Consider the following 22,999-nt stretch of genomic DNA (forward strand, 5'->3'; position numbering starts at 1 on the left):
CCTTGCTGCCTTGAGGCATCAACCTAAGTTGTGTTTCTCCGTGACAGCGGCGGCGAATTATAAGGATCGTAACGGCCAACGCAAGATCTTTTTAGAAGAAAAATTCTGACTGCTCATTTATTGCACTCCCATTGAACTTTGCGGGCATTTTCTGGTCTGATTCAGTACACTTTCTACGCAACAGCTGCTATGTTGCTATGCAGAGTTAATAAATATAACAATAACCGCGACTAATAGCGGAAGACTTCAAACTGCAGCGACAAGGATTATTATGGTTCGAGTACCCCATAGCTTACTTACGTGCGCGATTTTAACCGCTCTCTCGTTCACTACCTGCAAAGCTATCGCTTTACCCCAGACTACCGAATCGCAATCTTCACCTCAGCAGGAACGAGGCTCCGTAGTTGTAGATGATAAACAACAACGTTTGACTAAAGCCTATGAGCGTTTACTTGATCAACAGCTAAAACAGAACTTAAGTATTGTTCGCTCCGTTAGAGTTTTAGTAAACAACTACCCAGAACATATTAATCCCATTTTAAATGCCGCTTTTAATAAAGAACCTCGCCATTACTCACATATTATTCGGGCTGCCATACTGACCGAACCAGCATTAACGCAAGACATTGTTATTACTTCAATAGCTCGCGATATGGATAGTCCGGCAAATATTGTGCGTATTGCCATAAAGGCAGAGCCTGGCTACATAGACGATATAGTGCGAGCGGCCAGCCTAATAGCTCCATATGAGTTAGATAGCATTGTGCAGGCAGCGGTTGAGAGCGATCCTGAGATGACGCAACAGGTGTTAATGTCCGCCAACGATACCTCACCAGGCAAACTAGCCCAGTTTATGGATAGCGCATTAAACGCGTTGCCGGCTTTAGGTGATTACTTGCTAAGCACTATGCAATCAATTATTCCTTATCTTGATAAAGATGTTTCACCAGAAGAACAGGAATTGATGCAACGTGAGAAAACCAAAGATATATTGCGCGGAGCATTACAGGCAGGCATGACTAAGGAAGAGATTGAATCGGCTGCAACAGCTGCAGGGTTAAATACTCAAGATTTAGATAGCGTTGCGCTGGAACTCCACAACGCGCCGCCGAATTGATTTGTTTCAGCTAATTTTTCTTAAATAATACATAAAAAAAAGCCGACCCTAAGGTCGGCTTTTTTTATGTTCATTAACTAACTTACTCTTCAGTTGCTTCTACAACTTCAGCATTGTCAGCTTCTGGACGGCCTACTAACTCAACATAAGCCATAGGTGCGTTATCACCAGCACGGAACCCACATTTAAGAATGCGAGTGTAACCGCCTGGACGTTCTTGATAACGTGGACCCAGTTCGTTGAACAGCTTACCTACAACTTCGCTATCACGGGTGCGAGAGAAAGCCAGACGGCGATTAGCCACACTGTCTTGCTTCGCTAATGTGATTAGCGGCTCAACCACACGACGCAGTTCTTTAGCCTTTGGCACAGTGGTTTTGATCACTTCGTGACGAACCAAAGAACTTGCCATATTGCTGAACATCGCTTTGCGATGGCTGCTGTTACGGTTGAGTTGACGACCACTCTTACGATGGCGCATACCTATACCCTTCTCAGTAAATCTTTATTTACAGTGACCTTAGTCTTTATCGACTAAGCTTGACGGAGGCCAGTTCTCTAAGCGCATACCCAGAGACAGACCGCGTGAAGCCAATACGTCTTTGATTTCTGTAAGCGATTTCTTACCCAAGTTAGGCGTTTTTAACAGCTCAACTTCGGTACGCTGTACCAGGTCACCAATGTACTGAATAGCTTCAGCCTTCAAACAATTCGCTGATCGAACAGTTAACTCTAAATCGTCAACTGGACGTAAAAGAATCGGATCAAATTCCGGCTTCTCTTCTTTTTCTTCTGGCTCGCTCATGTCGCGTAGCTCAACAAAGGCTTCTAACTGCTCAGCCAAAATTGTTGCTGCACGGCGAATAGCTTCTTCAGGATCTAAAGTGCCATTCGTTTCCATGTCGATAACCAGTTTATCCAAGTCAGTGCGTTGCTCAACACGTGCAGAATCTACACTGTAAGCAATGCGCTCAACCGGACTAAAAGAAGCGTCAACAAGAAGACGACCAATTGGACGTTCTTCATCATCTGCTGACTTGCGAGCACTCGCAGGCACATATCCGCGACCACGTTCAACCTTAATACGCATAGATAACTCTGCGTCGCCGGTTAACGTACAAATCACGTGCTCAGGATTAACGATTTCAACGTCGCCATCATGAGTAATATCGCCTGCCTTGACAGGGCCCGCTCCGGATTTGGTCAAGGTCAGTGTCGCTTCATCTTTGCCTTCCATGCGCACTGCCAAACCTTTCAGGTTCAACAGAATTTCGATGATGTCTTCTTGAACACCCTCTTTACTGCTGTACTCGTGCAATACACCATCGATTTCTACTTCAGTCACTGCCACTCCAGGCATGGACGAAAGTAAAATACGGCGAATGGCATTACCCAGCGTATGACCAAAGCCACGCTCTAGAGGCTCCAAAGTCACCTTTGCGTGGGTCGGGTTGATTTGCTCAATATCGACTAGCCTTGGCTTAAGGAATTCGGTAACAGAACCCTGCATTGTGTCCTCTCTTTATGCTTGAGCTTTACTTAGAGTAAAGCTCTACGATCAACTGTTCGTTAATTTCAGCAGACAAATCTGCGCGATCTGGAAGACGCTTGAACTGACCTTCCAACTTGCTATTGTCTACTTCCACCCATACTGGCTTCTCGCGTTGTTCTGCAAGTTCCAGCGCAGCAGCGATGCGCGCCTGCTTTTTCGCTTTTTCGCGAACAGACACAACATCTTCCGGACGAACTTTGAACGACGGAATGTTGACTACCTGGCCATTCACTACGACACCTTTGTGACTGACCAGCTGACGAGCTTCTGCACGGGTAGACGCGAATCCCATACGGTAAACGACGTTATCCAGGCGTTGCTCAAGCAATTGCAGCAAGTTCTCACCAGTGTTGCCTTTAATACGGGCAGCTTCTTTATAATAATTACGGAATTGCTTTTCCAGAATGCCGTACATACGGCGAACTTTTTGCTTTTCACGTAACTGTAAACCGTAATCAGACAAACGGCCGCGACGTGCGCCGTGCTGACCCGGTGCGCTTTCGAGTTTACATTTCGTTTCGATTGCGCGGACGCCGCTTTTCAGGAACAAATCTGTTCCTTCGCGACGACTCAGTTTGAGTTTTGGACCCAAATATCTAGCCATGATCTTTCTCCAACTATCGTATGACGCCTGTTAAACGCGACGTTTCTTAGGCGGACGACAACCGTTGTGAGGAATAGGTGTAACATCAGTGATGTTGGTGATGCGATAACCTACCGCATTTAGTGCACGAATCGATGATTCGCGACCAGGTCCAGGACCTTTCACAAACACTTCCAAGTTCTTTAAACCATATTCCTTCGCCATTTCTCCAGCGCGTTCTGCAGCTACCTGAGCAGCAAACGGAGTAGATTTACGTGAACCACGGAAACCTGAACCACCTGCAGTTGCCCATGAGAGCGCATTACCTTGCCGATCAGTAATGGTCACAATGGTGTTATTGAAAGACGCATGTACGTGTGCCATGCCATCTGCGACTTGTTTCTTAACGCGTTTACGAGAACGAGTTGGTGTTTTAGCCATGTCTCACTCCCCCCTTATTTACGAATAGGTTTACGCGGGCCTTTACGGGTGCGCGCATTTGTTTTAGTGCGCTGTCCACGTAGAGGTAAGCCACGACGATGACGTAGACCACGGTAACATCCCAGGTCCATCAGTCGTTTGATGTTCATTGATACTTCGCGACGAAGGTCACCTTCAACAGCGAATTTACCCACTGCTTCACGAAGTAAATCTAATTTCTCTTCTGACAAAGAGCCAATCTTAGTATCTTCCGCAATACCTGTTGCAGCTAAAATGTGCTGCGAACGAGTACGGCCAATACCGTAGATAGCAGTCAAGGCAATGACTGCATGCTTATTGTCAGGAACGTTAATGCCAGCGATACGGGCCACTAACACGTCTCCTTTAGTTTATGAGGTACACCAGTACGAAAAGCCCGTTAGGATACTCAACCGGTGACCTGATTGCAAACAAATCAAAGCCGCAGCCAAGAATCAAATTCCGGCCGCGGACTTCTTCATCGAATTAACCTTGCCGTTGCTTGTGTTTCGGGTCAGTACAAATGACTCGAACAACACCGTTACGCTTAATAACTTTACAGTTACGGCAGATTTTCTTCACGGAAGCACGAACTTTCATTGCTACACTCCGTATTTATCTAACCCTACCGGCCGTAGCCCTTCAGGTTAGCTTTCTTCAGGACCGAGTCATATTGATGAGACATCATATGAGTTTGGACCTGTGCCATAAAATCCATGATAACCACAACGATAATCAATAGAGACGTACCACCAAAATAGAATTGTACGTTCCACGCAATCATCATGAACTCAGGAACCAGACAGACAAAGGTAATGTATAAGGCACCAGCCAACGTCAATCGCGTCATCACTTTATCAATATACCGCGAGGTTTGTTCACCTGGGCGGATGCCCGGAATAAACGCGCCTGACTTTTTCAAGTTATCTGCTGTCTCGCGAGGGTTGAACACCAACGCGGTATAGAAGAAACAGAAAAAGATAATCGTGGCAGCATAAAGCATCACGTACAGTGGTTGCCCTGGCGATAACGTCAGAGACACTTCCTGTAAGAAATTTGCAACCATGCCTTCGCCTTGGCCGAACCAAGTTGCGATAGTACCTGGGAACAAAATGATACTTGATGCAAAGATTGGTGGAATAACACCAGCCATATTTACCTTAAGCGGTAAATGTGTGCTTTGTGCAGCAAAAACCTTACGGCCTTGCTGACGTTTTGCGTAGTTTACCACAATTCGACGTTGTCCGCGTTCAACGAATACGACGAAGTAGGTTACTGCAAAAACGATGACACCAATCAATAACAATAACAACAAGTGAAGATCACCCTGACGTGCCTGTTCTATCGTTTGCCCTACGGCAGACGGTAGTCCTGCAACAATACCGGTGAAAATTATAATAGAGATACCATTACCAATCCCACGCTCGGTAATTTGTTCACCTAACCACATTAAAAACATGGTACCGGTAACCAAACTCACCACAGCAGTGAAGTAAAACGCAAAGCCAGGGTCAATGACCAGGCCCGGCATTAAACTCGGTAAGCCAGTAGCTATACCGATAGATTGGAAAATCGCTAGGACCAGTGTTCCCCAACGGGTGTACTGACTGATTTTACGCCGACCCGCCTCACCTTCTTTCTTAAGCTCTGCCAACCGCGGATGAACCACGGATGCCAGCTGCATAATAATTGAAGCTGAGATGTACGGCATAATACCAAGCGCAAGTACCGATGCACGCTCTAAGGCACCACCACTGAACATGTTAAACATGGCCACAATGGTGTCTCGTTGCTGATCGAATAATTGCGCCAGTACATTGGCATCAATACCAGGAATAGGCACAAAGGAGCCCGCACGGAACACAATAATCGCGCCGAGTACGAACAGCAGGCGACGTTTCAGTTCCGACAAGCCACCTTGAGCTCTGTTTGATTCCAATCCTGGTTTAGCCATTAGACCTATCCTTCGATTTTGCCGCCAGCAGCTTCAATAGCTTCGCGGGCGCCTTTGGTAACCTTGATGCCGTTGACAGTGACAGCACGATTGATTTCGCCAGACTTAATCACTTTGACGTTCAATACGTTTTTGCGAATTAGGCCAGCATCTTTCAATACCGCCAAATCAACAACATCACCTGCAACTTTAGCAATCTCTGCCAAGTTCACTTCTGCAGTCGTAATTGACTTGCGTGAAGTAAAACCGAACTTAGGCAAGCGACGCTGAATTGGCATCTGACCGCCTTCAAAACCTGGCTTCACGGTACCGCCAGAACGTGATGTCTGACCTTTGTGACCGCGACCCGCAGTTTTGCCGAGACCCGAACCAATACCGCGTCCAAGACGCTTCTTGCTTGTCTTAGCGCCAGGTGCAGGCGCGATAGTATTTAAATACATCGTATTAACCCTCCACCTTTACCATATAAATAACTTTATTAACCATGCCACGAACGGCTGGGGTATCTTCCAGCTCGACCGTGTGGTTAATACGGCGCAGACCCAAACCACGTAGTGTAGCGCGGTGTTTTGGTAAACGACCGATTGAGCTACGCGTCTGTGTTACTTTGATTGTCTTTTTCGCCATTGTTCATCACCCCAAAATGTCTTCAACGCGCAATCCACGCTTCGCCGCTACTTGCTCCGGCGATTTCATGTTGTACAGCGCTTTAATAGTCGCGCGTACTACGTTGATTGGGTTGGTTGAACCATATGCTTTAGACAGCACGTTGTGCACACCGGCTACTTCTAGTACTGCACGCATCGCGCCACCGGCGATGATACCTGTACCTTCAGAAGCTGGCTGCATGAAAACCTGTGAACCTGAGTGACGGCCTTTAACAGGATGCTGCAAGGTATCACCTTTCAGCTGTACGTTCACCATGTTACGACGCGCTTTTTCCATTGCTTTTTGAATAGCAGCTGGAACTTCGCGAGCTTTACCGTAACCAAAGCCAACTTTACCCTGACCATCGCCAACTACAGTTAGTGCTGTGAAGCTAAAGATACGACCACCTTTAACTACTTTTGCAACACGATTAACTGTAATCAACTTCTCTACCAGTTCACCGTTTTGAGCTTCTACATTTGCATTTGCCATGTTCGTCTCCTAGAACTGAAGTCCAGCTTCACGAGCAGCGTCTGCTAAAGCAGCAACGCGACCGTGGTATTTAAAACCACTGCGATCAAAAGCAACCTCTTTAAGGCCTTTCTCAATCGCTCGTTCAGCAATCAACTTACCAACTACTTTGGCAGCATCAACGTTACCAGTTTTACCAACCTGGTCGCGAATCGCTTTCTCAGCAGTAGAAGCTGAAGCTAGTACTTCAGAACCGTTCGGTGCAATCAGCTGTGCGTAAATATGCCGTGGAGTACGGTGAACGACCAGTCGGTTTGCACCCAACTCTTGCATTTTCTTACGGGTGCGAGTTGCACGACGTAAGCGAGCTGTTTTTTTGTCCATCGTTTTACCTTACTTTTTCTTGGCTTCTTTACGGCGCACTTGCTCATCAGCGTAACGCACACCTTTGCCTTTATAAGGCTCAGGCTTACGGTAAGCGCGGATGTTAGCGGCCACTTGGCCTACTAAATGCTTGTCTACACCTTTAACCACAACCTCAGTTTGTGCCGGAGTTTCAATTGTAATTCCTTCCGGAATTGCAAACTCCACAGGATGTGAGAAACCTAATGTTAAGTTCAGTTTGTTACCTTGTGCTTGCGCACGGTAACCAACACCAACCAACAGAAGTTTACGCTCATAACCCTGCGTGACACCAACCACCATGTTTTGTAGTATCGCGCGAGCGGTACCAGCCTGTGCGTTAGAGTTTGCAACTCCTTCGCGGGCTACAGTACGCAGCTCACTGTCTTCTCTTACGAGTTCAACAGCATCGTTAACTACTAGGCTCAATGAGCCTTTGGCACCTTTAATTGTTACTTCCTGACCGTTTAGCGCAACTTCAACGCCGGCAGGAATGGCAATGGGTGCTTTAGCAACACGTGACATTTCCTACCTCCTATTACGCTACGTAGCCGAGGATCTCACCACCGAGACCTGCGGTACGCGCAGCACGGTCAGTCATCAGACCTTTCGATGTTGAAACAACTGCGACCCCTAAACCACCCATAACTTTAGGTAATTCGTTGCGTTTCTTATAGATACGCAGACCAGGGCGACTTACGCGCTCAATCGTTTCAATAACAGGGCTGCCTTCAAAGTATTTCAGCGTAATTTCAAGTTCAGCTTTAACTTCACCTGAAACGCTAAAATCCGTGACATAACCTTCTTCTTTCAAAACCTGAGCAATTGCCAGTTTTTGCTTAGATGAAGGCATCTTCACGGTAACTTTGTTAGCACCCTGAGCGTTGCGGATTCGTGTGAACATATCCGCAATCGGATCTTGCATGCTCATATTTGTTCTCCCGTGACTCGTGGCTTACCAGCTAGCTTTTTTCAAGCCAGGAATTTCACCGCGCATCGCTTTCTCACGAACCTTGATACGGCTCATTCCGAATTTACGCAGGAAACCATGTGGACGACCCGTTACACGACAGCGGTTACGCTGACGGACAGGGCTAGAATCACGCGGAAGGCTTTGCAATTTCAGCACGGCTTCCCAACGCTCTTCATCCGAAGTTTTCGGATCACTAATCACAGCTTTCAGTGCGATGCGTTTTTCAGCGAATTTTGCAACAAGCTTAGTACGCTTGTGCTCACGCATTTTCATTGACTCTTTTGCCATAACTCTACACCTTACTTCTTGAACGGGAAGCTAAAGGCAGCGAGCAAAGCGCGAGCTTCGTCATCAGTGCCAGCAGTAGTGGTGATAGTGATATCCAGACCACGAACCCGGTCGACTTTGTCATAGTCGATTTCAGGAAAGATAATCTGTTCACGTACGCCCATACTGTAGTTTCCGCGACCATCAAAAGATTTCGGGTTAAGACCACGAAAATCGCGAATACGTGGAATAGCAATCGAAACTAATCGTTGCAAGAAATCCCACATACGTTCGCCACGCAGAGTCACTTTACAGCCAATCGGGAAGCCTTCACGGACTTTGAAGCCGGCGACAGATTTACGAGCTAATGTGCGAATTGGACGTTGACCAGCAATTGCTTCAAGGTCCGCCGCAGCATTGTCTAAAATCTTTTTGTCTGCCAGAGCTTCACCAACACCCATATTCAGGGTGATTTTTTCAATCCGAGGGACTTGCATGACGCTGTTGTAGCTGAACTCTTTAACCAGTTCAGGAACTACTGATTCTCTGTAAAAATCATGCAGTTTCGCCATCGTAAAACTCCAAATTTAATTAAATGATTGTGTTGTCGTTTGATTTGAAGACACGAACTTTCTTGCCTTCTTCAAAACGAAAACCAACACGATCTGCTTTACCAGTCTCTGGGTTGTAGATCGCTACGTTAGACACGTGGATTGAAGCTTCCTGCTCCATAATGCCGCCAGGAACATTCAAAGCCGGATTTGGCTTCTGGTGTTTCTTGACTACATTCACGCCTTCAACGATAACGCGATCTGCACCGGCAACAACTTTAAGCACTTTCCCGCGCTTACCTTTGTCTTTACCGGCCAGGACTACTACTTCGTCATCACGTTTAATTTTTGCCGCCATAACTGACTCCTTACAGTACTTCTGGTGCCAGAGAAACAATTTTCATGAACTGCTCAGAGCGTAGTTCACGAGTCACTGGTCCAAAGATACGAGTGCCAATCGGCTGTTGATTGTTATTTAACAAAACAGCCGCGTTGCGGTCAAAACGGATGACTGACCCGTCTTGACGACGGACGCCTTTCTTGGTGCGAACGACCACCGCGTTAACAACATCACCTTTCTTCACTTTTCCGCGAGGAATCGCTTCTTTAACAGAAACTTTAATGATGTCGCCGATATTCGCGTAACGGCGGTGCGAACCACCCAGAACCTTAATACATTGTACGCTGCGAGCGCCGGAATTATCGGCCACTTCCAGAGTAGTTTGCATTTGGATCATTAGTAGTGCTCCGCTTGATTAAAAAAACAGACCCTCTCGGGTCGCTGCTAGTCCATACACAATTATTTGTGTAAGACTTCCCCATATAAAAGGGCGGCGAATTGTAACAGATAAAATATTGTGGGGGTAGAGCGAAACGTAAATAATTATGAGATATTCAGAAAGGGCCGGTTTTTCTGCAAACCAGACCCACATCATACCCTCCCTGAAGCAAAAAAACCATCATCAAATGAATAAGATGAACGGATGCTAAGAAGCGACTGTCCGTGTTGGCAAAGCACGCTTGGAAGTGGTAAATTCTAGCCCATAGTTAAACATGTGGTTGCGTAGCAGTAGTGCTGCGTCACTTCAGTTCCGGTTACAAGTAAACAGTAACAGAAAGACTGCCTAAGGACTGCTATGAATCTACTGCTGATTGTTTTCTTACCACTGTTGGGCGCGCTTATACCTTTATGTCTATACGGCAAATCCCGCCGCATAGTCTCGTTAGCCACGGCGCTACCAGCTCTGGTTGCTTTCACCCTGCTAGTAGTTATGGCTACACAAACATTAGCGGGTGCAGTGCCTCAGGTGTTGTTGCCCTGGCTACCGGAGTTAGGACTCAATCTGGCATTTCGACTAGATGGCCTTTCTTTATTATTTAGCGGTCTTATTTTAGGTATTGGCCTACTCATCATTTTGTATGCGCACTATTACTTAAGCAGCAAAGATGATGCGAACCGCTTCTTCGCCTGCTTATTGTTGTTTATGGCATCCATGCTGGGTATTGCCCTAGCCGACAACCTTATTTTGTTGTGGGTATTCTGGGAACTAACCAGCGTCTCGTCCTTCTTATTGATTGGTTACTGGTTTCATCAAAGTGATGCTCGCCGGGGGGCGCGCATGGCGCTGGCAACTACCGGTGCCGGTGGCTTAGCGTTACTGGCTGGTATTCTGCTAATTGGCCACATTGTTGGCAGCTACGAGCTTGATGCTGTATTTGCCGCAGCTGAACAGATTAAAAATCATAACCTATATTTAGCCGCGCTGATTTTAGTGTTACTTGGCGCCTTTACCAAGTCGGCTCAATTCCCGTTCCAGTTCTGGCTACCACACGCTATGGCCGCGCCAACACCGGTAAGTGCTTACTTACACTCGGCCACCATGGTAAAAGCCGGTATCTTTTTAATGGCCCGCTTACACCCAGCTTTGGGTGGCACCGAGCCATGGTTTTACATAGTTACCCTTACCGGCTTGGCGACCATGCTGTTTGGCGCCTACTTTGCCATTATAAAAACCGATTTAAAGGGCTTGCTGGCGTTTTCCACCATCAGTCATCTTGGTTTGATTACCATGCTGCTGGGTTTGGGAACTTCAGGTGCGGTAATTGCCGCAATGTTCCATATTTTAAACCACGCCACCTTTAAAGCTGGCCTATTTATGATTGCCGGCATTATTGACCATGAAACCGGTACCCGTGACATTCGCCGGCTGGGTGGCTTGCGCAAGCTCATGCCGTTTACCTACATACTATCGTTAATTACCGCGGCTTCCATGGCCGGGGTACCACTGTTTAACGGCTTCTTGTCAAAAGAGATGTGGTTCACTGAAACCGTTAATCAACATCTGTTCGGCGGCTTGTCCTGGTTGGTACCAGTATTAGCAACGCTGGGCGCTATGCTGTCGGTAGCATACTCGGTGCGGTTCGTGCACGGTGTGTTCATCGACCGCCCTACCCGTGAGTTACCTAAGGTACCGCATGAACCGCCGTTCCTGATGCGCGCTCCGGTACTTATTTTCAGCATTCTATGTATCGCTGTTGGTTTAATGCCGATGTTGCTGGTAAGCGACCTGCTGACTCCTGCAGTAGCTGCCGTGTTGGGTAGTGAAGTACCGATCAAAATTGCGCTTTGGCACGGCTTTAACTTGCCACTACTCATGAGTCTGCTGGCATTAGTGGGTGGCGCCGTCATTTATCTGGGCCGTCAGGAAATATTTAACTTTAATCGCCAGTTTGACCAAACTGATGCCAAAGAAATTTTTGAAACAACAGTGCAAAAGCTTTCAGACGGCTGCAGCTATGTCATAGCTAAGCTTGAAACTGGTTCATTACAACGCTACATGGCGCTGCTGTTTGCAATAGTACTCATTTTCTTACTGCCTGAACTTATCGCTATTCAGTCGTTAACAGGTAGCAGACCACAGCTGCCTATCGACACCGTTAGTATGGTTGGCGCTATTATTCTGATTCTGGCGTCATTGGGAACCGCAGTGCTGCACCGCCAACGCCTAACCGCATTAATGATGCTGTCGGTAGTAGGCTTAGTGGTATCGCTATCGTTCGCGCATTTCTCGGCGCCGGATTTGGCAATGACTCAGCTGGTCGTGGAAGTGGTCAGTATTATTCTGATGATTCTGGCATTGTTCTTTATGCCGCAGCGTATTCCAAGAGCATCCAGCGGTCGCCGGGTTGCGCGCGATATCTTGCTGGCTGGTTTCATCGGCGGTGTAGTAGGCACGCTGAACTATGCAATTATTACCCGCCCACTGGAGAGTATCTCGGTATTTTTCCTCAACAACTCTGTATCCGGTGGCGGCGGTACTAACGTGGTAAACGTTATTCTGGTTGATTTCCGGGGTTTTGATACCTTAGGTGAAATTACCGTGCTGGCTATTGCGGCAGCTGGTATCCATAAACTGCTTAATAATCTGCGCCCTTCCATGCCATCGAGTGATGTAGACGGTCGCCCCTGGCATAGCATTAAACATCCGATGATGCTCACTACCGTTGCACAGATGATGCTACCGCTAGCGCTCATGGTTTCTGCCTATATATTTTTGCGGGGGCATAACTTACCGGGTGGCGGATTTATTGCTGGTTTGGTAACTGCCGCAGCAATGATATTGCAGTATGTTTCAAATGGCGTGGACTGGATGAAGCATCGCTTTGACCATAACTATCAGTCTATTGCCGCATTAGGTGTAATGATTGCGGTGTTTACCGGCATTGGTAGCTGGTTCTTTGATAAGAACTTTCTTACGTCCTGGTTTACCTATGTGGACTGGCCGATAGTAGGCAAATTTGAGGTTGCCACTGCCATCCTGTTCGATCTTGGCGTGTACCTAACGGTAATTGGTGCAACTCTCATGATTTTGGCCAACTTTGGTCAAATGACAACACGCCACCGACCGACTCAAAAAGGACATTAATAATGGAAGCCTTATTTGCAATTACCGTTGGCATGCTCACGGCCTGTAGTGTTTTCCTAATCCTACGAGGCCGGTCATTTCCCATCGTTGTGGGCATTACAATGCTTTCGTACGCGGTTAACTTATTTCTGTTTTCCACTGGGCGACTAGTCATTGAAGGAGCACCTATTATTGGCAATACCAAACCTATTGCCGATCCGCTCCCGCAAGCCTTGGTGCTAACGGCCATTGTTATCGGTTTCGCCATGACTGCATACGCTGTTATTTTAGCGGTGCGCGCACGCGGTGAAATTGGTTCTGACGAAGTTAATGATTTAGACCACAGTGACGCAGAGGGACAACGCTAATGTGGCAACAGCATCTAGTTATAGCTCCGATATTAATTCCATTATTAGCAGCTTTGCTGCAACTTCTTCCCTGGGGTGAAAATCCCCAGCGGTATCGTCGCTTAATCGGCATCGTAGCCTGCATACTGACGATCTCAGCAGCTGTTACTTTGCTATTACAGGTGCATCAATATGGCATGCAAGTGTATGCAGTTGGTAGCTGGCAAGCACCGTTTGGCATTGTGTTGGCGGTGGACCGGCTAGCCACTGTTATGGTGCTGTTGTCGGCCCTGCTGTCACTCCCTATTCTTGCTTACGCCTGTTATGGTGAAGATAATCTTGGTTCGCACTTCCACGCCTTATTCCAGTTTCTGTTACTTGGGATAAACGGTGCTTTCTTTACCGGTGATTTATTTAACCTGTTCGTCTTTTTCGAAGTTCTGTTGATTGCCTCCTATGCGCTGCTCATGCATGGCGGCGGTAAGCTCAAGCTGCGGGCATGTTTACACTATGTATTACTGAATCTGGCCGGTTCCGCATTGTTCCTTATAGCACTCGGTGTTCTTTATGGTACTACTGGCACACTGAACATGGCTGACATGTCCGGTAAAATTGCTGCTCTGACAGGAGACGAAGCGGCTCTGGCTCGCGCTGGCGGAATGCTATTGTTGGTAGTTTTTGGTTTAAAAGCTGCGCTATTGCCTTTGTATTTCTGGCTTCCTCAGGCTTACACAATGACCACAGGAACAGTTGCTGCAATGTTTGCAATAATGACCAAGGTCGGTGTTTATTCCATTCTCCGGGTATTCACGTTAGTGTTTGGTGAAACAGCCGGTGCGGCAAGTCTGCTGGGTTATGAGTGGTTGTGGTGGCTCGGTTTGGCAACACTCCTAATCGGTGCTGTTGGCGTGCTGGGCAGTCGCGATATGCGCATGGTGATTTCCTATCTGGTAGTAATATCTGTTGGCACTATGCTAACTACCCTAAGTATTGCCAATGAACGTGCGGTAAGCGCGGTCATGTACTATTTGATTCACTCTACTTTTGTTACTGCCGCATTATTCTTAGTGGTCGATGTTATGGCAATGCAACGCGGGAAAACGGCATCTCGCATTGTATCTGGCCGCAAACTAGCACAACACAGCGTAGTTGCCATCATGTTCTTCGCAGCAGCAATTACCATCATTGGTATGCCGCCATTGTCAGGCTTTGTTGGTAAGCTTCATATCTTAGAGGCCGCGCGAGTTGGCGATCAGGCCAACTGGCTATGGCCAGTGGTACTAGGTAGTACCCTGGTGATTATGGTGGCACTGGCTCGCGCCGGCAGCAAAATGTTCTGGCATACGCTGGAAGGTAAGGCTGGCGAAACCCGCTCGGCCAATGGTCAGCTAGTGGCTGTCACGGTGCTACTGAGCGCAGCCGTATTATTAACGGTATTTGCGCAACCGGTATCGGCATTTACCGATGCCATTGCCAACGATTTATACCAACCGCAACGCTATATCTATCAAGTATTGGGAGGTAGCACTTTATGATTAAGAAACTACTCCCGGCGCCGTGGCTAGCTCTGGCGCTACTAATTGTTTGGTTACTCCTACAGAACTCGATAACAATGGGGTTAGTGGTACTAGGCTCGATATTGTCACTGGCTATTGCCTGGTACACCTCACGAGCGCGGGAGGAAGAAGTACATTTGCATAAGCCCTTCCGGGCAATTCAGTATTTCTTTTTATTACTGGTAGATATTGTGGTGGCGAACTTTAAGATTGCCGGCCTTATCATTGGCTATAAACGCCGCTTGAGCCCAGCTTTGGTTGAGTTTCCGCTGGAATTAACAGGTCAGGTGCCTATTACTATTTTAGCGGGTACCATCAGCCTGACCCCAGGGACTATTTCATCTGAAATCAGTCGTGACCGTAAGTACCTACTTATTCACGCCTTAAACGTAGATGACACCGATGCCATGATTCATGACATTAAGCATCGCTACGAGCGTCGCCTGAAGGAGATTTTTGGATGTTAACTTTTGCCATGCAAGCAGCATTCTTGCTGTTCAGTATAGCCCTGCTATTAAACGTCTGGCGGTTAGTTAAAGGCCCAAGCACGCCAGATCGGATTTTAGCGTTGGACACCATTTACATAAATTCATTGGCGCTGCTACTGCTACTGGGTATTTGGCACAGCAGCACCTTTTATTTTGAAGCCGCACTGCTAATTGCCATGCTGGGCTTTATTGGCACTGTGGTTGCGGCGAAGTTCTTGTTGCGCGGTGACATCATAGAATAACTAGCGCGAATTATAGGTAAGGATAAAAATTATGGCTGAATTACCGTTTTGGGCAGAGTGCCTTATCACGTTCTTTTTGATACTAGGTGGCAGCTTTGCGTTAATAGGTTCATTGGGCTTAGCTCGTTTACCGGATTTCATGACCCGTTTACACGCCCCCACCAAAAACACCACCTTAGGTGTAGGTGGTGTGGTATTGGCTTCGATTACGTATTTCTCGGCAAGCTCAGGAGTATTGAGCATGCATGAATTGTTGATTGCCTGCTTTCTATTTCTAACGGCGCCCATCAGTGCTCATTTGCTTGCCAAAGCGGCTCTGCATTTAGAGCTTAGAACTGTTAGCGCAACTCAGGACTTACGCTCGCATCCCGGCCCGTTCAGCTCAGCCGAAAACCCTGATGTTTCGACTGAGTCTGCGGATAATGAAAGTGCTCCGGAAGTTAAAAGTAATAACCAAAGTTGATATTAAAGCGAGTGTTGGTGTCCTCGCTTTCACCAGCCATAGAACCACCAGCGAAAGGCTGATTCCGCGCTGTGACAATATCAAAGTAGGTATAAACACCGCCGGCAGCTAAAGCCATGCCTAGCACATTCATAGTGGTGTCTTCCCGATACCCTTGTTTATTGGTCATCAAGCTAAAGTCATTGTAAAAAGTCAGGCTAGTTACCGGACCAAAGTCTACCGGCAAGTTATAAGCCACGTTAGCCGTGTAGAAAGTTGCTGAAGCAGGAATGGTGTCGTAATAAGCATACGCACCTACCACTATGCCTTCGTTGGCCACATCCACGTCATACTTATAGTCAGCTACCTGCGCCATAAACTCCCAGCGGTCGTAGTTGTATTTTGCATGAGCCGCAAACGCCTGACGATCACCTATGCTGTCGCTACCATCGTGCAAGTCGCCCCATTGGGCCGACAAGCCAAGTTCCAGCGTACCGTCATTAGCAAACTGAATTTTTCTGGCTCCACGTAGCGCCCAACTATTACTTTCTGCAATAGGCAGCTCAGGATCCGCATAAATATCAGTGCCAGGTAAACGAACACCAACGGTTTCATACGAATACCGGTCGGCACGCGATGACGCAGCAGTGTCTACCCCGCCCTGTTCATCGGCTTTATAAAAACCAATGTCAAAATCCCATTCGTCAGTTCTATAGAGGAATCGAACCCCACCATCGTATTCATCTTCAAGTCCTGCATAAAAAGTGGAGTTAAAGAAGTAGCTGTGAGAGTTGTACGGCATGATTCCGAATGGTACTGAGACCACGCCAACTTGGCCCTGCCAGTCGTCGGTGAAGTTATAGCCGAAGTACGCGTGCTGAACCACGTCCATATACTGGAACCAGCGATACTGTGCTGACAATATGACATCACCCATCTCACCTCTGAAATCCAGTCGGAAAATGTCAAAGTCCAAATCACCAACGCGGTCTTTATTGCCTTCGTTGTAGTCCGAATATTCGTACTGGAACCGCACCGCACCACCGACTTCAATAGGGGTATTTTTGGTGTCTTCCAAACGTTCTTCTAGCTCGTCAACGTCAGCAATTTGAATTTTCTGATTATTGTTAACACGATCAGGGCGCTCAACAGCTTCGTCCGTACTTTCGGACTCTTGCTCGGCAACCCGTTGTTCTTGTTGCTCGAGCTTCTGCTCAAGCTCAGCAATACGCGCTTTCAATAACTCTAATTGCGACCGTATTTCTGAGTTGTCTGTGTCCTGTGCCTGCACTGAGGCAGGCACAGACAGTGCAACCAGCACTGATAGGGAGAGTATGCTTTGCTTAAACATGCGGTGACTCCTTTTCAACCCGGGGATAGATGTGCTGGGTGGTATAGTCCTCCCGCAATGCTTTATACAAACACACCGCCATCAGCATCAACACCACCGTAAACGGCAGACCGGTTGAAATAGCTGCCGCCTGCAGTGCTGATAAACCACCGGCTAATAGCAACACCGCCGCTACCACACCTTCTAGCAGGGCCCAGAATACGCGCTGAATTTTCGGTGGATCCATATTACCGCCAGAACTTAGCATATCGATAACCAGCGAGCCGGAATCCGATGAGGTAACAAAGAACACCACCACCAATAACATCGCCAGCAGGCTGGTTATAAAGCTCCAGGGTAGCGCCTCTAACATAGCAAACAGGCTCATAGCATAGTCAGCGTTAACCGCATCAACAATGCCACCTCCCTGGTTCATCGCTTGCCAGATTGCAGTGCCACCAAAGCCGCTCATCCATAAGAAAGTCATGGCGGAAGGCACTAACAACACACCTAAAATAAATTCCTTAATAGTACGACCTTTTGAAATACGTGCGATAAACACACCAACAAAAGGAGACCAACCTATCCACCAAGCCCAGTAGAACACGGTCCAGCTGGATTGCCAGTCAGTGTCTTGCTGATACGCTTGTGCCCAGCTCGATAACTCCAGCAGGTTTTGCAGGTAATGCCCGGTGCTCTGCACGAACATTTTCAAGATAAATAAGGTAGGCCCTAATGCAATAACGAACAGCAATAACAGCGCTGCAGCGCTCAGGTTCAACTGGCTGAGTCGCTTAATACCACCATCCAAACCACTGAGTACGGAAATAGTGGCTAAACCAGTAATCGCCGCAATAAGTCCAACCTGAACACCCACTGACTGAGTGACACCAAAGACCTCGTTTAAGCCTGCGTTCACCTGACTAACGCCAAGTCCGAGCGATGTGGCCACACCAAACAGGGTCGCAACTACCGCCAGAATGTCTACTACGTTACCCCAGAAGCCGTAAATTTTATCGCCTAACAGCGGATAAAAAGCCGAACGTATGGATAACGGCATACCACGATTAAAGGTGAAGTAAGCCAGCGTCAGTCCAATAACTGCGTAAATTGCCCAGGCATGTAAACCCCAATGCAGGAAGGTAATATCCATGGCACGGGTGGCTGCAGCAAGGCTCACACCTTCCATATCAGGTGGTGCTGTGTAGTGGAAAATGGGTTCAGCCACGGCCCAAAACATTAAACCTATACCCATACCGGCGCTAAATAACATCGACAGCCAGGTTAAAAATGAGTAATCCGACTTAGCCTCATTGCCACCAATACGCACAAATCGAAAGCGACTCACGGCCAGATAAATGGCGAAAACCAGAAATAATTGGACAGCTAGAATTAGAAACCAACCAAAATTGGCTGTAATGCCGTCTTTGGTGGCATTAAAAAGTGTCTGAGCTGTCTCTAGATTGAAAACAGTACCAAGAACGAAGATTAGAATGATTGCAACGGAGGTGAAGAATACCTGAGGATGTATAACTATTGTTTTTCTTAAATTTTGCAGCAGGCCCACAAATGTTCCCCTTAGATTATGAAATACAAAGGAGACAAGTGACTAAGATGCGCGGTACTTCGTTTTGACCGCATCCCTTTGCTTGTCAAAAACTTACTTACCTTTGCGTAAAGACAGCTTAACTATAGTAAAAAAAACGGCTCCTACAAGAGGAGCCGTTTATTAATACCGTCTAAAGTATCAGTTAGATCACTTCAGCGCGCTCTACAATTTCAACCAATGCCCAAGACTTAGTCTTAGACACAGGGCGAGTTTCGCGAATAATCACGGTATCGCCTTGCTTACACTGGTTGTCTTGGTCGTGCGCATGCAGTTTAGTAGTACGAGTAATGTACTTGCTATACACAGGGTGTTTAACCCGGCGTGATACTGCAACAACAATGGATTTATCCATTTTGTCGCTAATCACACGACCTTGCAGAGTACGGACACGTTTTTCTTCAGCCATTACGCACCTGCCTTATCGTTTAAGATGGTTTTGACACGCGCGATATCGCGACGTACCTGCTTCATCATATGAGTCTGATTCAACTGACCAGTTGCAGCTTGCATGCGCAGATTGAACTGCTCACGACGCAAACCTAACAACTCTTCTTGCAGTTGCTCGACAGTTTTTTCTTTCAGATCGCTCGCTTTCATTACATCACCGTCCGAGTAACAAAGGTGGTTTTGAATGGCAGCTTACGTGCCGCAAGGTTGAACGCTTCACGCGCCAATTCTTCCGAAACACCGTCCATTTCATACAGGACGCGGCCTGGCTGAATTTGAGCTACCCAATACTCCACGTTACCCTTACCTTTACCCATACGCACCTCAAGAGGCTTCTTGGTAATTGGCTTATCAGGGAATACGCGAATCCAAATCTTTCCTTGACGTTTCACATGACGCGTCATGGCACGACGAGCCGCTTCGATTTGACGCGCAGTCATACGACCACGGTCAACAGCTTTCAAACCGAAAGTGCCGAAGCTGACTTTACTACCAGATTGCGCCAGGCCACGGTTACGACCTTTGTGAACCTTACGGAATTTAGTACGCTTTGGTTGTAACATTTAGTCTCTCCTTACTTACGGCCTTTAGGGCGTTTCGCTGGAGCTGGCTTTTCTTCAGTAGGCATGCCACCAAGGACTTCGCCACGGAAAACCCAAACTTTAACGCCGATGATACCGTAAGTGGTATTTGCTTCAGCAGTCGAGTAGTCAATATCAGCACGCAATGTGTGCAATGGTACACGACCTTCACGGTACCACTCAGTACGTGCGATTTCAGCACCACCAAGACGTCCGCTCACTTCCACTTTGATACCCTTCGCGCCTAAACGCATCGCATTCTGTACCGCACGCTTCATAGCACGACGGAACATTACACGGCGTTCTAGCTGACCAGCAATGTTATCAGCAACAAGTTGTGCATCTAGCTCTGGCTTACGCACTTCTGAGATGTTGATTTGAGCTGGAACACCAGTCAGTTTTGACACTGCTTGACGTAACTTCTCGACATCTTCACCTTTCTTACCAATCACAACGCCCGGACGAGCAGTGTGAATAGTAACGCGTACGCTCTTTGCAGGACGCTCAATCACGATACGTGAAACTGAGGCATTGCTCAGCTGCTTTTTCAGCAGTTCACGAACTTGATGATCACTGTGCAGATTGTTTGCAAAGTCTTTTGTATTCGCATACCAGGTTGCATTCCATGGTTTGGTGATACCTAGGCGAATACCATTAGGATGTACTTTCTGACCCATAACTTATCTCCTAGCTATCTGACACAACCACAGTAATGTGGCTGGTACGCTTCAAGATACGATCGGCACGACCCTTCGCACGAGGCTTAATACGCTTCATGGTAGGACCAACGTCAATCATGATTTTTGCGACTTTAAGCTCATCGATGTCGGCGCCTTCATTATGCTCCGCATTTGCGATGGCAGACTCCAGCACCTTTTTCAGCAGACCAGCTGCATCTTTAGGGCTGTATGCCAATAACTCTAATGCTTTCGCGACTGGTAAACCACGGATTTGATCCGCAACCAGACGGCCCTTTTGCGCAGAAAGGCGGGCAAACTTATGTATAGCAATAGCTTCCATTATGGCTCCCCTTACCGTTTCTTCGCTTTCTTATCAGCGGCGTGGCCACGATAAGTGCGGGTTGGTGCAAATTCACCTAGCTTGTGACCAATCATTTCGTCAGAAACGAAAACTGGTACGTGCTGGCGGCCATTATGAACAGCGATAGTTAAGCCGATCATATCTGGGATAATCATTGAACGACGGGACCAAGTCTTAATTGGCTTCTTTTCCCCGGCTTCCAACGCTTTCTCCACCTTATTCAATAGGTGAAGGTCGATAAACGGACCTTTTTTAAGAGAACGTGGCATGTTAAATCCTCAACTCTTATTTGTTGCGACGACGTACGATGAACTTATCAGTACGCTTGTTTTTACGGGTTTTGTAACCCTTAGTTGGTGTACCCCAAGGAGTAACCGGATGACGACCACCAGAGGTACGGCCTTCACCACCACCGTGTGGGTGATCTACAGGGTTCATCGCCACACCGCGAACGGTAGGACGAACACCACGCCAACGCGTAGCACCTGCTTTACCCAATTGACGCAGCATGTGTTCTGCATTGCCAACTTCACCGATGGTTGCACGACCTTCTGACTGGACTTTACGTACTTCACCTGAGCGTAAACGCAGGGTTACATACGCGCCGTCGCGGGCAAGAATTTGTACATAAGCACCGGCTGAACGAGCCATTTGCGCACCTTTACCTGGCTTCAACTCTACCGCGTGAACAACAGAACCCACTGGGATGTTGCGTAACGGTAAGGTGTTACCTGGTTTAATTGGCGCATCAGCACCCGACTGCACTTTGTCACCAGCTTTTAAGCCTTTAGGTGCCAAGATGTAGCGGCGTTCACCATCTGCATACAGTACCAAAGCAATGTTTGCTGAACGGTTTGGATCATATTCCAGACGCTCAACTTTTGCAGGGATACCATCTTTGTCGCGTTTAAAGTCAACCAAACGGTAGTGATGCTTGTGACCACCGCCGATATGACGAACTGTAATACGACCGTTATTGTTACGACCACCGTTCTTGCTGTTTTTCTCCAGCAACGGCGCGTAAGGTTTACCTTTGTACAGGTCCTGACCAACCACTTTAACAACGTGGCGGCGACCCGGAGACGTAGGCTTACACTTAACAATAGCCATTCTAATTCCTCCTGTTATTCAGCGCCGCCGACGAAGTCGATGTCCGCACCTTCTTTCAGGCTGACATACGCTTTCTTCCAGTCACTACGCTTACCGAAGCGAGAGCCTGTCCGTTTGGTTTTGCCTTTGACATTGACGGTGCGAACACCTTCAACTTCAACTTCAAACAGTTTTTCAACTGCAGCTTTGATTTCTGATTTCTTCGCATCAACTGCTACTTTGAATACCAAGGTATTGTAAGATTCAGCAGTCATGGTTGATTTTTCAGAAACGTGAGGTGCTAAAATCACTTGTAGCAAACGTTCTTCGCGCATCATGATAATACCTCCTCAAGCTGCTTAACCGCATCAGCAGTCATCAACACTTTCTCAAAAGCGATCAGGCTAACTGGGTCAACGCCTTGAACGTCACGTACATCAACTTTGTACAAATTGCGCGAAGCTAAGAACAAGTTCTCGTCTACTTCTTTCGTGATGATCAATACATCGCTTAAGTCATATTCTTTCAGTTTCGCAGCCAGTTGCTTAGTCTTAGGTGAATCAACACCAAAGCTTTCTACAACAATCAAACGCTCCTGACGAATCAATTCAGACAGGATGCTTTTGATAGCACCACGATACATTTTTTTGTTTACTTTCTGGCTGTGATCCTGCGGCTTAGCTGCAAAAGTCACACCACCAGAACGCCAGATTGGGCTACGAATCGTACCAGCACGGGCACGACCAGTTCCCTTTTGACGCCAAGGCTTCTTACCACCGCCTTGTACTTCAGAACGCGTCTTTTGCGCACGGCTGCCCTGACGGGAACCAGCTGCAAAGGCAACAACAACCTGATGTACCAGAGCTTCGTTGAACTCACGTCCAAAGGTAGCTTCGGAAACCTCAAGAGCGCCTTTTGCGTCTTTAAATGTTAATTCCATCACCA

The 22,999-nt window shown here is 47.4% G+C and carries 35 protein-coding genes; 7 read left to right on the plus strand and 28 right to left on the minus strand.

Annotation, left to right across the window (positions count from 1 at the left end; translation table 11 throughout):
- Nucleotides 1-271 precede the first annotated feature (271 nt).
- Nucleotides 272-1,117, plus strand: a complete 846-nt coding sequence (locus tag CCE91_RS11585) for a hypothetical protein (protein ID WP_086435473.1) — start codon at nt 272-274, stop codon at nt 1,115-1,117.
- A gap of 82 nt (nt 1,118-1,199) precedes the next feature.
- Here the strand turns inward: CCE91_RS11585 and rplQ are convergent, their stop codons facing one another.
- From rplQ to rplN, 17 genes are all read right to left on the minus strand, one after another.
- A complete protein-coding gene (gene rplQ, locus CCE91_RS11590) occupies nt 1,200-1,598 on the minus strand; it encodes a 50S ribosomal protein L17 (protein ID WP_086435474.1) in 399 nt (132 codons plus the stop codon).
- 39 nt (nt 1,599-1,637) lie between these two features.
- Nucleotides 1,638-2,627, minus strand: a complete 990-nt coding sequence (locus CCE91_RS11595) for a DNA-directed RNA polymerase subunit alpha (RefSeq protein WP_086435475.1) — start codon at nt 2,625-2,627, stop codon at nt 1,638-1,640.
- Between the two features lie 25 nt (nt 2,628-2,652).
- Entirely contained in the window at nt 2,653-3,273 is a 621-nt protein-coding gene (gene rpsD, locus CCE91_RS11600) for a 30S ribosomal protein S4 (protein WP_086435476.1), read from the minus strand.
- A 30-nt stretch (nt 3,274-3,303) separates the two neighbouring features.
- Nucleotides 3,304-3,693, minus strand: a complete 390-nt coding sequence (gene rpsK / locus CCE91_RS11605) for a 30S ribosomal protein S11 (protein WP_086435477.1) — start codon at nt 3,691-3,693, stop codon at nt 3,304-3,306.
- A gap of 14 nt (nt 3,694-3,707) precedes the next feature.
- A complete protein-coding gene (gene rpsM / locus CCE91_RS11610; RefSeq protein ID WP_086435478.1) occupies nt 3,708-4,064 on the minus strand; it encodes a 30S ribosomal protein S13 in 357 nt (118 codons plus the stop codon).
- Between the two features lie 133 nt (nt 4,065-4,197).
- Nucleotides 4,198-4,311 (minus strand): 50S ribosomal protein L36, encoded by a 114-nt coding sequence (gene rpmJ / locus CCE91_RS11615; protein WP_086435479.1) that lies wholly within the window; start codon nt 4,309-4,311, stop codon nt 4,198-4,200.
- Nucleotides 4,312-4,336: 25 nt separating this feature from the next.
- Entirely contained in the window at nt 4,337-5,665 is a 1,329-nt protein-coding gene (gene secY / locus CCE91_RS11620; protein ID WP_086435480.1) for a preprotein translocase subunit SecY, read from the minus strand.
- Nucleotides 5,666-5,670: 5 nt separating this feature from the next.
- The gene (gene rplO / locus CCE91_RS11625) at nt 5,671-6,105 is read right to left on the minus strand and encodes a 50S ribosomal protein L15 (protein ID WP_086435481.1); all 435 of its coding nucleotides are present in this window, start codon (nt 6,103-6,105) and stop codon (nt 5,671-5,673) included.
- Between the two features lie 4 nt (nt 6,106-6,109).
- Nucleotides 6,110-6,292, minus strand: a complete 183-nt coding sequence (gene rpmD / locus CCE91_RS11630) for a 50S ribosomal protein L30 (RefSeq protein ID WP_086435482.1) — start codon at nt 6,290-6,292, stop codon at nt 6,110-6,112.
- Nucleotides 6,293-6,298: 6 nt separating this feature from the next.
- The gene (rpsE, locus tag CCE91_RS11635; protein ID WP_086435483.1) at nt 6,299-6,805 is read right to left on the minus strand and encodes a 30S ribosomal protein S5; all 507 of its coding nucleotides are present in this window, start codon (nt 6,803-6,805) and stop codon (nt 6,299-6,301) included.
- Nucleotides 6,806-6,814: 9 nt separating this feature from the next.
- Nucleotides 6,815-7,168, minus strand: a complete 354-nt coding sequence (rplR, locus tag CCE91_RS11640) for a 50S ribosomal protein L18 (RefSeq protein WP_086435484.1) — start codon at nt 7,166-7,168, stop codon at nt 6,815-6,817.
- A gap of 9 nt (nt 7,169-7,177) precedes the next feature.
- Entirely contained in the window at nt 7,178-7,711 is a 534-nt protein-coding gene (gene rplF / locus CCE91_RS11645; RefSeq protein ID WP_086435485.1) for a 50S ribosomal protein L6, read from the minus strand.
- Between the two features lie 13 nt (nt 7,712-7,724).
- Nucleotides 7,725-8,117 carry a 30S ribosomal protein S8 gene (gene rpsH / locus CCE91_RS11650; RefSeq protein WP_086435486.1) on the minus strand — a complete coding sequence of 131 codons (393 nt, stop codon included), beginning with the start codon at nt 8,115-8,117 and terminating at the stop codon, nt 7,725-7,727.
- Nucleotides 8,118-8,141: 24 nt separating this feature from the next.
- Nucleotides 8,142-8,447, minus strand: a complete 306-nt coding sequence (gene rpsN / locus CCE91_RS11655; RefSeq protein ID WP_086435487.1) for a 30S ribosomal protein S14 — start codon at nt 8,445-8,447, stop codon at nt 8,142-8,144.
- Between the two features lie 11 nt (nt 8,448-8,458).
- Complete coding sequence (rplE, locus tag CCE91_RS11660) at nt 8,459-8,998, minus strand: 50S ribosomal protein L5 (RefSeq protein ID WP_086435488.1); 540 nt, start codon at nt 8,996-8,998, stop codon at nt 8,459-8,461.
- A gap of 19 nt (nt 8,999-9,017) precedes the next feature.
- Complete coding sequence (gene rplX, locus CCE91_RS11665; protein ID WP_086435489.1) at nt 9,018-9,335, minus strand: 50S ribosomal protein L24; 318 nt, start codon at nt 9,333-9,335, stop codon at nt 9,018-9,020.
- Between the two features lie 10 nt (nt 9,336-9,345).
- Nucleotides 9,346-9,714, minus strand: a complete 369-nt coding sequence (gene rplN, locus CCE91_RS11670) for a 50S ribosomal protein L14 (RefSeq protein ID WP_086435490.1) — start codon at nt 9,712-9,714, stop codon at nt 9,346-9,348.
- 399 nt (nt 9,715-10,113) lie between these two features.
- On the opposite strand from rplN, the gene CCE91_RS11675 reads away from it, so the two are divergent.
- Genes CCE91_RS11675 through CCE91_RS11700 form a run of 6 tightly spaced genes read left to right on the plus strand, consistent with a single transcriptional unit; the run spans nt 10,114 to nt 15,978 of the window.
- The gene (locus CCE91_RS11675) at nt 10,114-12,903 is read left to right on the plus strand and encodes a monovalent cation/H+ antiporter subunit A (RefSeq protein ID WP_086435491.1); all 2,790 of its coding nucleotides are present in this window, start codon (nt 10,114-10,116) and stop codon (nt 12,901-12,903) included.
- Between the two features lie 2 nt (nt 12,904-12,905).
- Nucleotides 12,906-13,250: a Na+/H+ antiporter subunit C gene (locus CCE91_RS11680; RefSeq protein ID WP_086435492.1), complete on the plus strand. Its 345-nt coding sequence runs from the start codon at nt 12,906-12,908 to the stop codon at nt 13,248-13,250.
- Nucleotides 13,250-14,764, plus strand: coding sequence for a monovalent cation/H+ antiporter subunit D (locus tag CCE91_RS11685; protein ID WP_086435493.1), 1,515 nt, complete (start codon nt 13,250-13,252; stop codon nt 14,762-14,764). The genes CCE91_RS11680 and CCE91_RS11685 overlap by 1 nt, the downstream gene beginning before the upstream one ends.
- The gene (locus tag CCE91_RS11690) at nt 14,761-15,252 is read left to right on the plus strand and encodes a Na+/H+ antiporter subunit E (protein ID WP_086435494.1); all 492 of its coding nucleotides are present in this window, start codon (nt 14,761-14,763) and stop codon (nt 15,250-15,252) included. Before CCE91_RS11685 ends, CCE91_RS11690 begins: the two co-directional genes overlap by 4 nt.
- Nucleotides 15,246-15,515: a K+/H+ antiporter subunit F gene (locus tag CCE91_RS11695; protein WP_086435495.1), complete on the plus strand. Its 270-nt coding sequence runs from the start codon at nt 15,246-15,248 to the stop codon at nt 15,513-15,515. The genes CCE91_RS11690 and CCE91_RS11695 overlap by 7 nt, the downstream gene beginning before the upstream one ends.
- Before the next feature lie 31 nt (nt 15,516-15,546).
- On the plus strand, nt 15,547-15,978 hold the full coding sequence (locus tag CCE91_RS11700; protein WP_086435496.1) for a Na+/H+ antiporter subunit G: 432 nt from the start codon (nt 15,547-15,549) through the stop codon (nt 15,976-15,978).
- On the opposite strand, the gene CCE91_RS11705 is transcribed toward CCE91_RS11700, so the two are convergent.
- The 11 genes from CCE91_RS11705 to rplD all read right to left on the minus strand — a co-directional run bounded on the left by CCE91_RS11705 (nt 15,956) and on the right by rplD (nt 22,994).
- Nucleotides 15,956-17,308, minus strand: coding sequence for a hypothetical protein (locus tag CCE91_RS11705; protein ID WP_086435497.1), 1,353 nt, complete (start codon nt 17,306-17,308; stop codon nt 15,956-15,958). The two genes, CCE91_RS11700 and CCE91_RS11705, sit on opposite strands and share 23 nt — an antisense overlap.
- Nucleotides 17,301-18,854, minus strand: coding sequence for a BCCT family transporter (locus CCE91_RS11710; protein ID WP_086435498.1), 1,554 nt, complete (start codon nt 18,852-18,854; stop codon nt 17,301-17,303). Before CCE91_RS11710 ends, CCE91_RS11705 begins: the two co-directional genes overlap by 8 nt.
- Before the next feature lie 184 nt (nt 18,855-19,038).
- The gene (gene rpsQ / locus CCE91_RS11715; RefSeq protein WP_086435499.1) at nt 19,039-19,302 is read right to left on the minus strand and encodes a 30S ribosomal protein S17; all 264 of its coding nucleotides are present in this window, start codon (nt 19,300-19,302) and stop codon (nt 19,039-19,041) included.
- A complete protein-coding gene (gene rpmC, locus CCE91_RS11720; RefSeq protein WP_086435500.1) occupies nt 19,302-19,493 on the minus strand; it encodes a 50S ribosomal protein L29 in 192 nt (63 codons plus the stop codon). The genes rpsQ and rpmC overlap by 1 nt, the downstream gene beginning before the upstream one ends.
- Complete coding sequence (gene rplP, locus CCE91_RS11725; protein WP_086435501.1) at nt 19,493-19,906, minus strand: 50S ribosomal protein L16; 414 nt, start codon at nt 19,904-19,906, stop codon at nt 19,493-19,495. The genes rpmC and rplP overlap by 1 nt, the downstream gene beginning before the upstream one ends.
- Nucleotides 19,907-19,917: 11 nt before the next feature.
- Entirely contained in the window at nt 19,918-20,601 is a 684-nt protein-coding gene (rpsC, locus tag CCE91_RS11730; protein ID WP_086435502.1) for a 30S ribosomal protein S3, read from the minus strand.
- A 10-nt stretch (nt 20,602-20,611) separates the two neighbouring features.
- On the minus strand, nt 20,612-20,944 hold the full coding sequence (rplV, locus tag CCE91_RS11735; protein ID WP_086435503.1) for a 50S ribosomal protein L22: 333 nt from the start codon (nt 20,942-20,944) through the stop codon (nt 20,612-20,614).
- Between the two features lie 11 nt (nt 20,945-20,955).
- Nucleotides 20,956-21,234 (minus strand): 30S ribosomal protein S19, encoded by a 279-nt coding sequence (gene rpsS / locus CCE91_RS11740; protein WP_086435504.1) that lies wholly within the window; start codon nt 21,232-21,234, stop codon nt 20,956-20,958.
- A 16-nt stretch (nt 21,235-21,250) separates the two neighbouring features.
- Complete coding sequence (gene rplB / locus CCE91_RS11745; RefSeq protein ID WP_086435505.1) at nt 21,251-22,075, minus strand: 50S ribosomal protein L2; 825 nt, start codon at nt 22,073-22,075, stop codon at nt 21,251-21,253.
- Nucleotides 22,076-22,089: 14 nt separating this feature from the next.
- Nucleotides 22,090-22,392 (minus strand): 50S ribosomal protein L23, encoded by a 303-nt coding sequence (gene rplW, locus CCE91_RS11750; RefSeq protein ID WP_086435506.1) that lies wholly within the window; start codon nt 22,390-22,392, stop codon nt 22,090-22,092.
- Nucleotides 22,389-22,994, minus strand: coding sequence for a 50S ribosomal protein L4 (gene rplD, locus CCE91_RS11755; protein WP_086435507.1), 606 nt, complete (start codon nt 22,992-22,994; stop codon nt 22,389-22,391). Before rplD ends, rplW begins: the two co-directional genes overlap by 4 nt.
- Nucleotides 22,995-22,999: the final 5 nt, after the last annotated feature.

The sequence above is a fragment of the Pseudidiomarina planktonica genome (assembly GCF_900177775.1).
GTDB lineage: Bacteria > Pseudomonadota > Gammaproteobacteria > Enterobacterales > Alteromonadaceae > Pseudidiomarina > Pseudidiomarina planktonica.

Bases quoted from the DNA above. Each gene is read 5' to 3' on its own strand.
- rpsC (WP_086435502.1), bottom strand. From the start codon at position 20,601: ATGGGTCAGAAAGTACATCCTAATGGTATTCGCCTAGGTATCACCAAA.
- rplP (WP_086435501.1), bottom strand. From the start codon at position 19,906: ATGTTACAACCAAAGCGTACTAAATTCCGTAAGGTTCACAAAGGTCGT.
- rplV (WP_086435503.1), bottom strand. From the start codon at position 20,944: ATGGAAGCTATTGCTATACATAAGTTTGCCCGCCTTTCTGCGCAAAAG.
- CCE91_RS11675 (WP_086435491.1), top strand. From the start codon at position 10,114: ATGAATCTACTGCTGATTGTTTTCTTACCACTGTTGGGCGCGCTTATA.
- CCE91_RS11690 (WP_086435494.1), top strand. From the start codon at position 14,761: ATGATTAAGAAACTACTCCCGGCGCCGTGGCTAGCTCTGGCGCTACTA.
- rpsH (WP_086435486.1), bottom strand. From the start codon at position 8,117: ATGAGCATGCAAGATCCGATTGCGGATATGTTCACACGAATCCGCAAC.
- CCE91_RS11700 (WP_086435496.1), top strand. From the start codon at position 15,547: ATGGCTGAATTACCGTTTTGGGCAGAGTGCCTTATCACGTTCTTTTTG.
- rplD (WP_086435507.1), bottom strand. From the start codon at position 22,994: ATGGAATTAACATTTAAAGACGCAAAAGGCGCTCTTGAGGTTTCCGAA.
- rplB (WP_086435505.1), bottom strand. From the start codon at position 22,075: ATGGCTATTGTTAAGTGTAAGCCTACGTCTCCGGGTCGCCGCCACGTT.
- CCE91_RS11585 (WP_086435473.1), top strand. From the start codon at position 272: ATGGTTCGAGTACCCCATAGCTTACTTACGTGCGCGATTTTAACCGCT.
- secY (WP_086435480.1), bottom strand. From the start codon at position 5,665: ATGGCTAAACCAGGATTGGAATCAAACAGAGCTCAAGGTGGCTTGTCG.
- rplR (WP_086435484.1), bottom strand. From the start codon at position 7,168: ATGGACAAAAAAACAGCTCGCTTACGTCGTGCAACTCGCACCCGTAAG.
- rpmJ (WP_086435479.1), bottom strand. From the start codon at position 4,311: ATGAAAGTTCGTGCTTCCGTGAAGAAAATCTGCCGTAACTGTAAAGTT.
- rpsK (WP_086435477.1), bottom strand. From the start codon at position 3,693: ATGGCTAAAACACCAACTCGTTCTCGTAAACGCGTTAAGAAACAAGTC.
- rplQ (WP_086435474.1), bottom strand. From the start codon at position 1,598: ATGCGCCATCGTAAGAGTGGTCGTCAACTCAACCGTAACAGCAGCCAT.
- rpsQ (WP_086435499.1), bottom strand. From the start codon at position 19,302: ATGGCTGAAGAAAAACGTGTCCGTACTCTGCAAGGTCGTGTGATTAGC.
- rplN (WP_086435490.1), bottom strand. From the start codon at position 9,714: ATGATCCAAATGCAAACTACTCTGGAAGTGGCCGATAATTCCGGCGCT.
- rplX (WP_086435489.1), bottom strand. From the start codon at position 9,335: ATGGCGGCAAAAATTAAACGTGATGACGAAGTAGTAGTCCTGGCCGGT.
- rpsS (WP_086435504.1), bottom strand. From the start codon at position 21,234: ATGCCACGTTCTCTTAAAAAAGGTCCGTTTATCGACCTTCACCTATTG.
- rplE (WP_086435488.1), bottom strand. From the start codon at position 8,998: ATGGCGAAACTGCATGATTTTTACAGAGAATCAGTAGTTCCTGAACTG.
- rpsD (WP_086435476.1), bottom strand. From the start codon at position 3,273: ATGGCTAGATATTTGGGTCCAAAACTCAAACTGAGTCGTCGCGAAGGA.
- rpmD (WP_086435482.1), bottom strand. From the start codon at position 6,292: ATGGCGAAAAAGACAATCAAAGTAACACAGACGCGTAGCTCAATCGGT.
- rplF (WP_086435485.1), bottom strand. From the start codon at position 7,711: ATGTCACGTGTTGCTAAAGCACCCATTGCCATTCCTGCCGGCGTTGAA.
- rplW (WP_086435506.1), bottom strand. From the start codon at position 22,392: ATGATGCGCGAAGAACGTTTGCTACAAGTGATTTTAGCACCTCACGTT.
- CCE91_RS11695 (WP_086435495.1), top strand. From the start codon at position 15,246: ATGTTAACTTTTGCCATGCAAGCAGCATTCTTGCTGTTCAGTATAGCC.
- rpsE (WP_086435483.1), bottom strand. From the start codon at position 6,805: ATGGCAAATGCAAATGTAGAAGCTCAAAACGGTGAACTGGTAGAGAAG.
- rpmC (WP_086435500.1), bottom strand. From the start codon at position 19,493: ATGAAAGCGAGCGATCTGAAAGAAAAAACTGTCGAGCAACTGCAAGAA.
- rpsN (WP_086435487.1), bottom strand. From the start codon at position 8,447: ATGGCAAAAGAGTCAATGAAAATGCGTGAGCACAAGCGTACTAAGCTT.
- rplO (WP_086435481.1), bottom strand. From the start codon at position 6,105: ATGTATTTAAATACTATCGCGCCTGCACCTGGCGCTAAGACAAGCAAG.
- CCE91_RS11680 (WP_086435492.1), top strand. From the start codon at position 12,906: ATGGAAGCCTTATTTGCAATTACCGTTGGCATGCTCACGGCCTGTAGT.
- CCE91_RS11705 (WP_086435497.1), bottom strand. From the start codon at position 17,308: ATGTTTAAGCAAAGCATACTCTCCCTATCAGTGCTGGTTGCACTGTCT.
- CCE91_RS11685 (WP_086435493.1), top strand. From the start codon at position 13,250: ATGTGGCAACAGCATCTAGTTATAGCTCCGATATTAATTCCATTATTA.
- CCE91_RS11595 (WP_086435475.1), bottom strand. From the start codon at position 2,627: ATGCAGGGTTCTGTTACCGAATTCCTTAAGCCAAGGCTAGTCGATATT.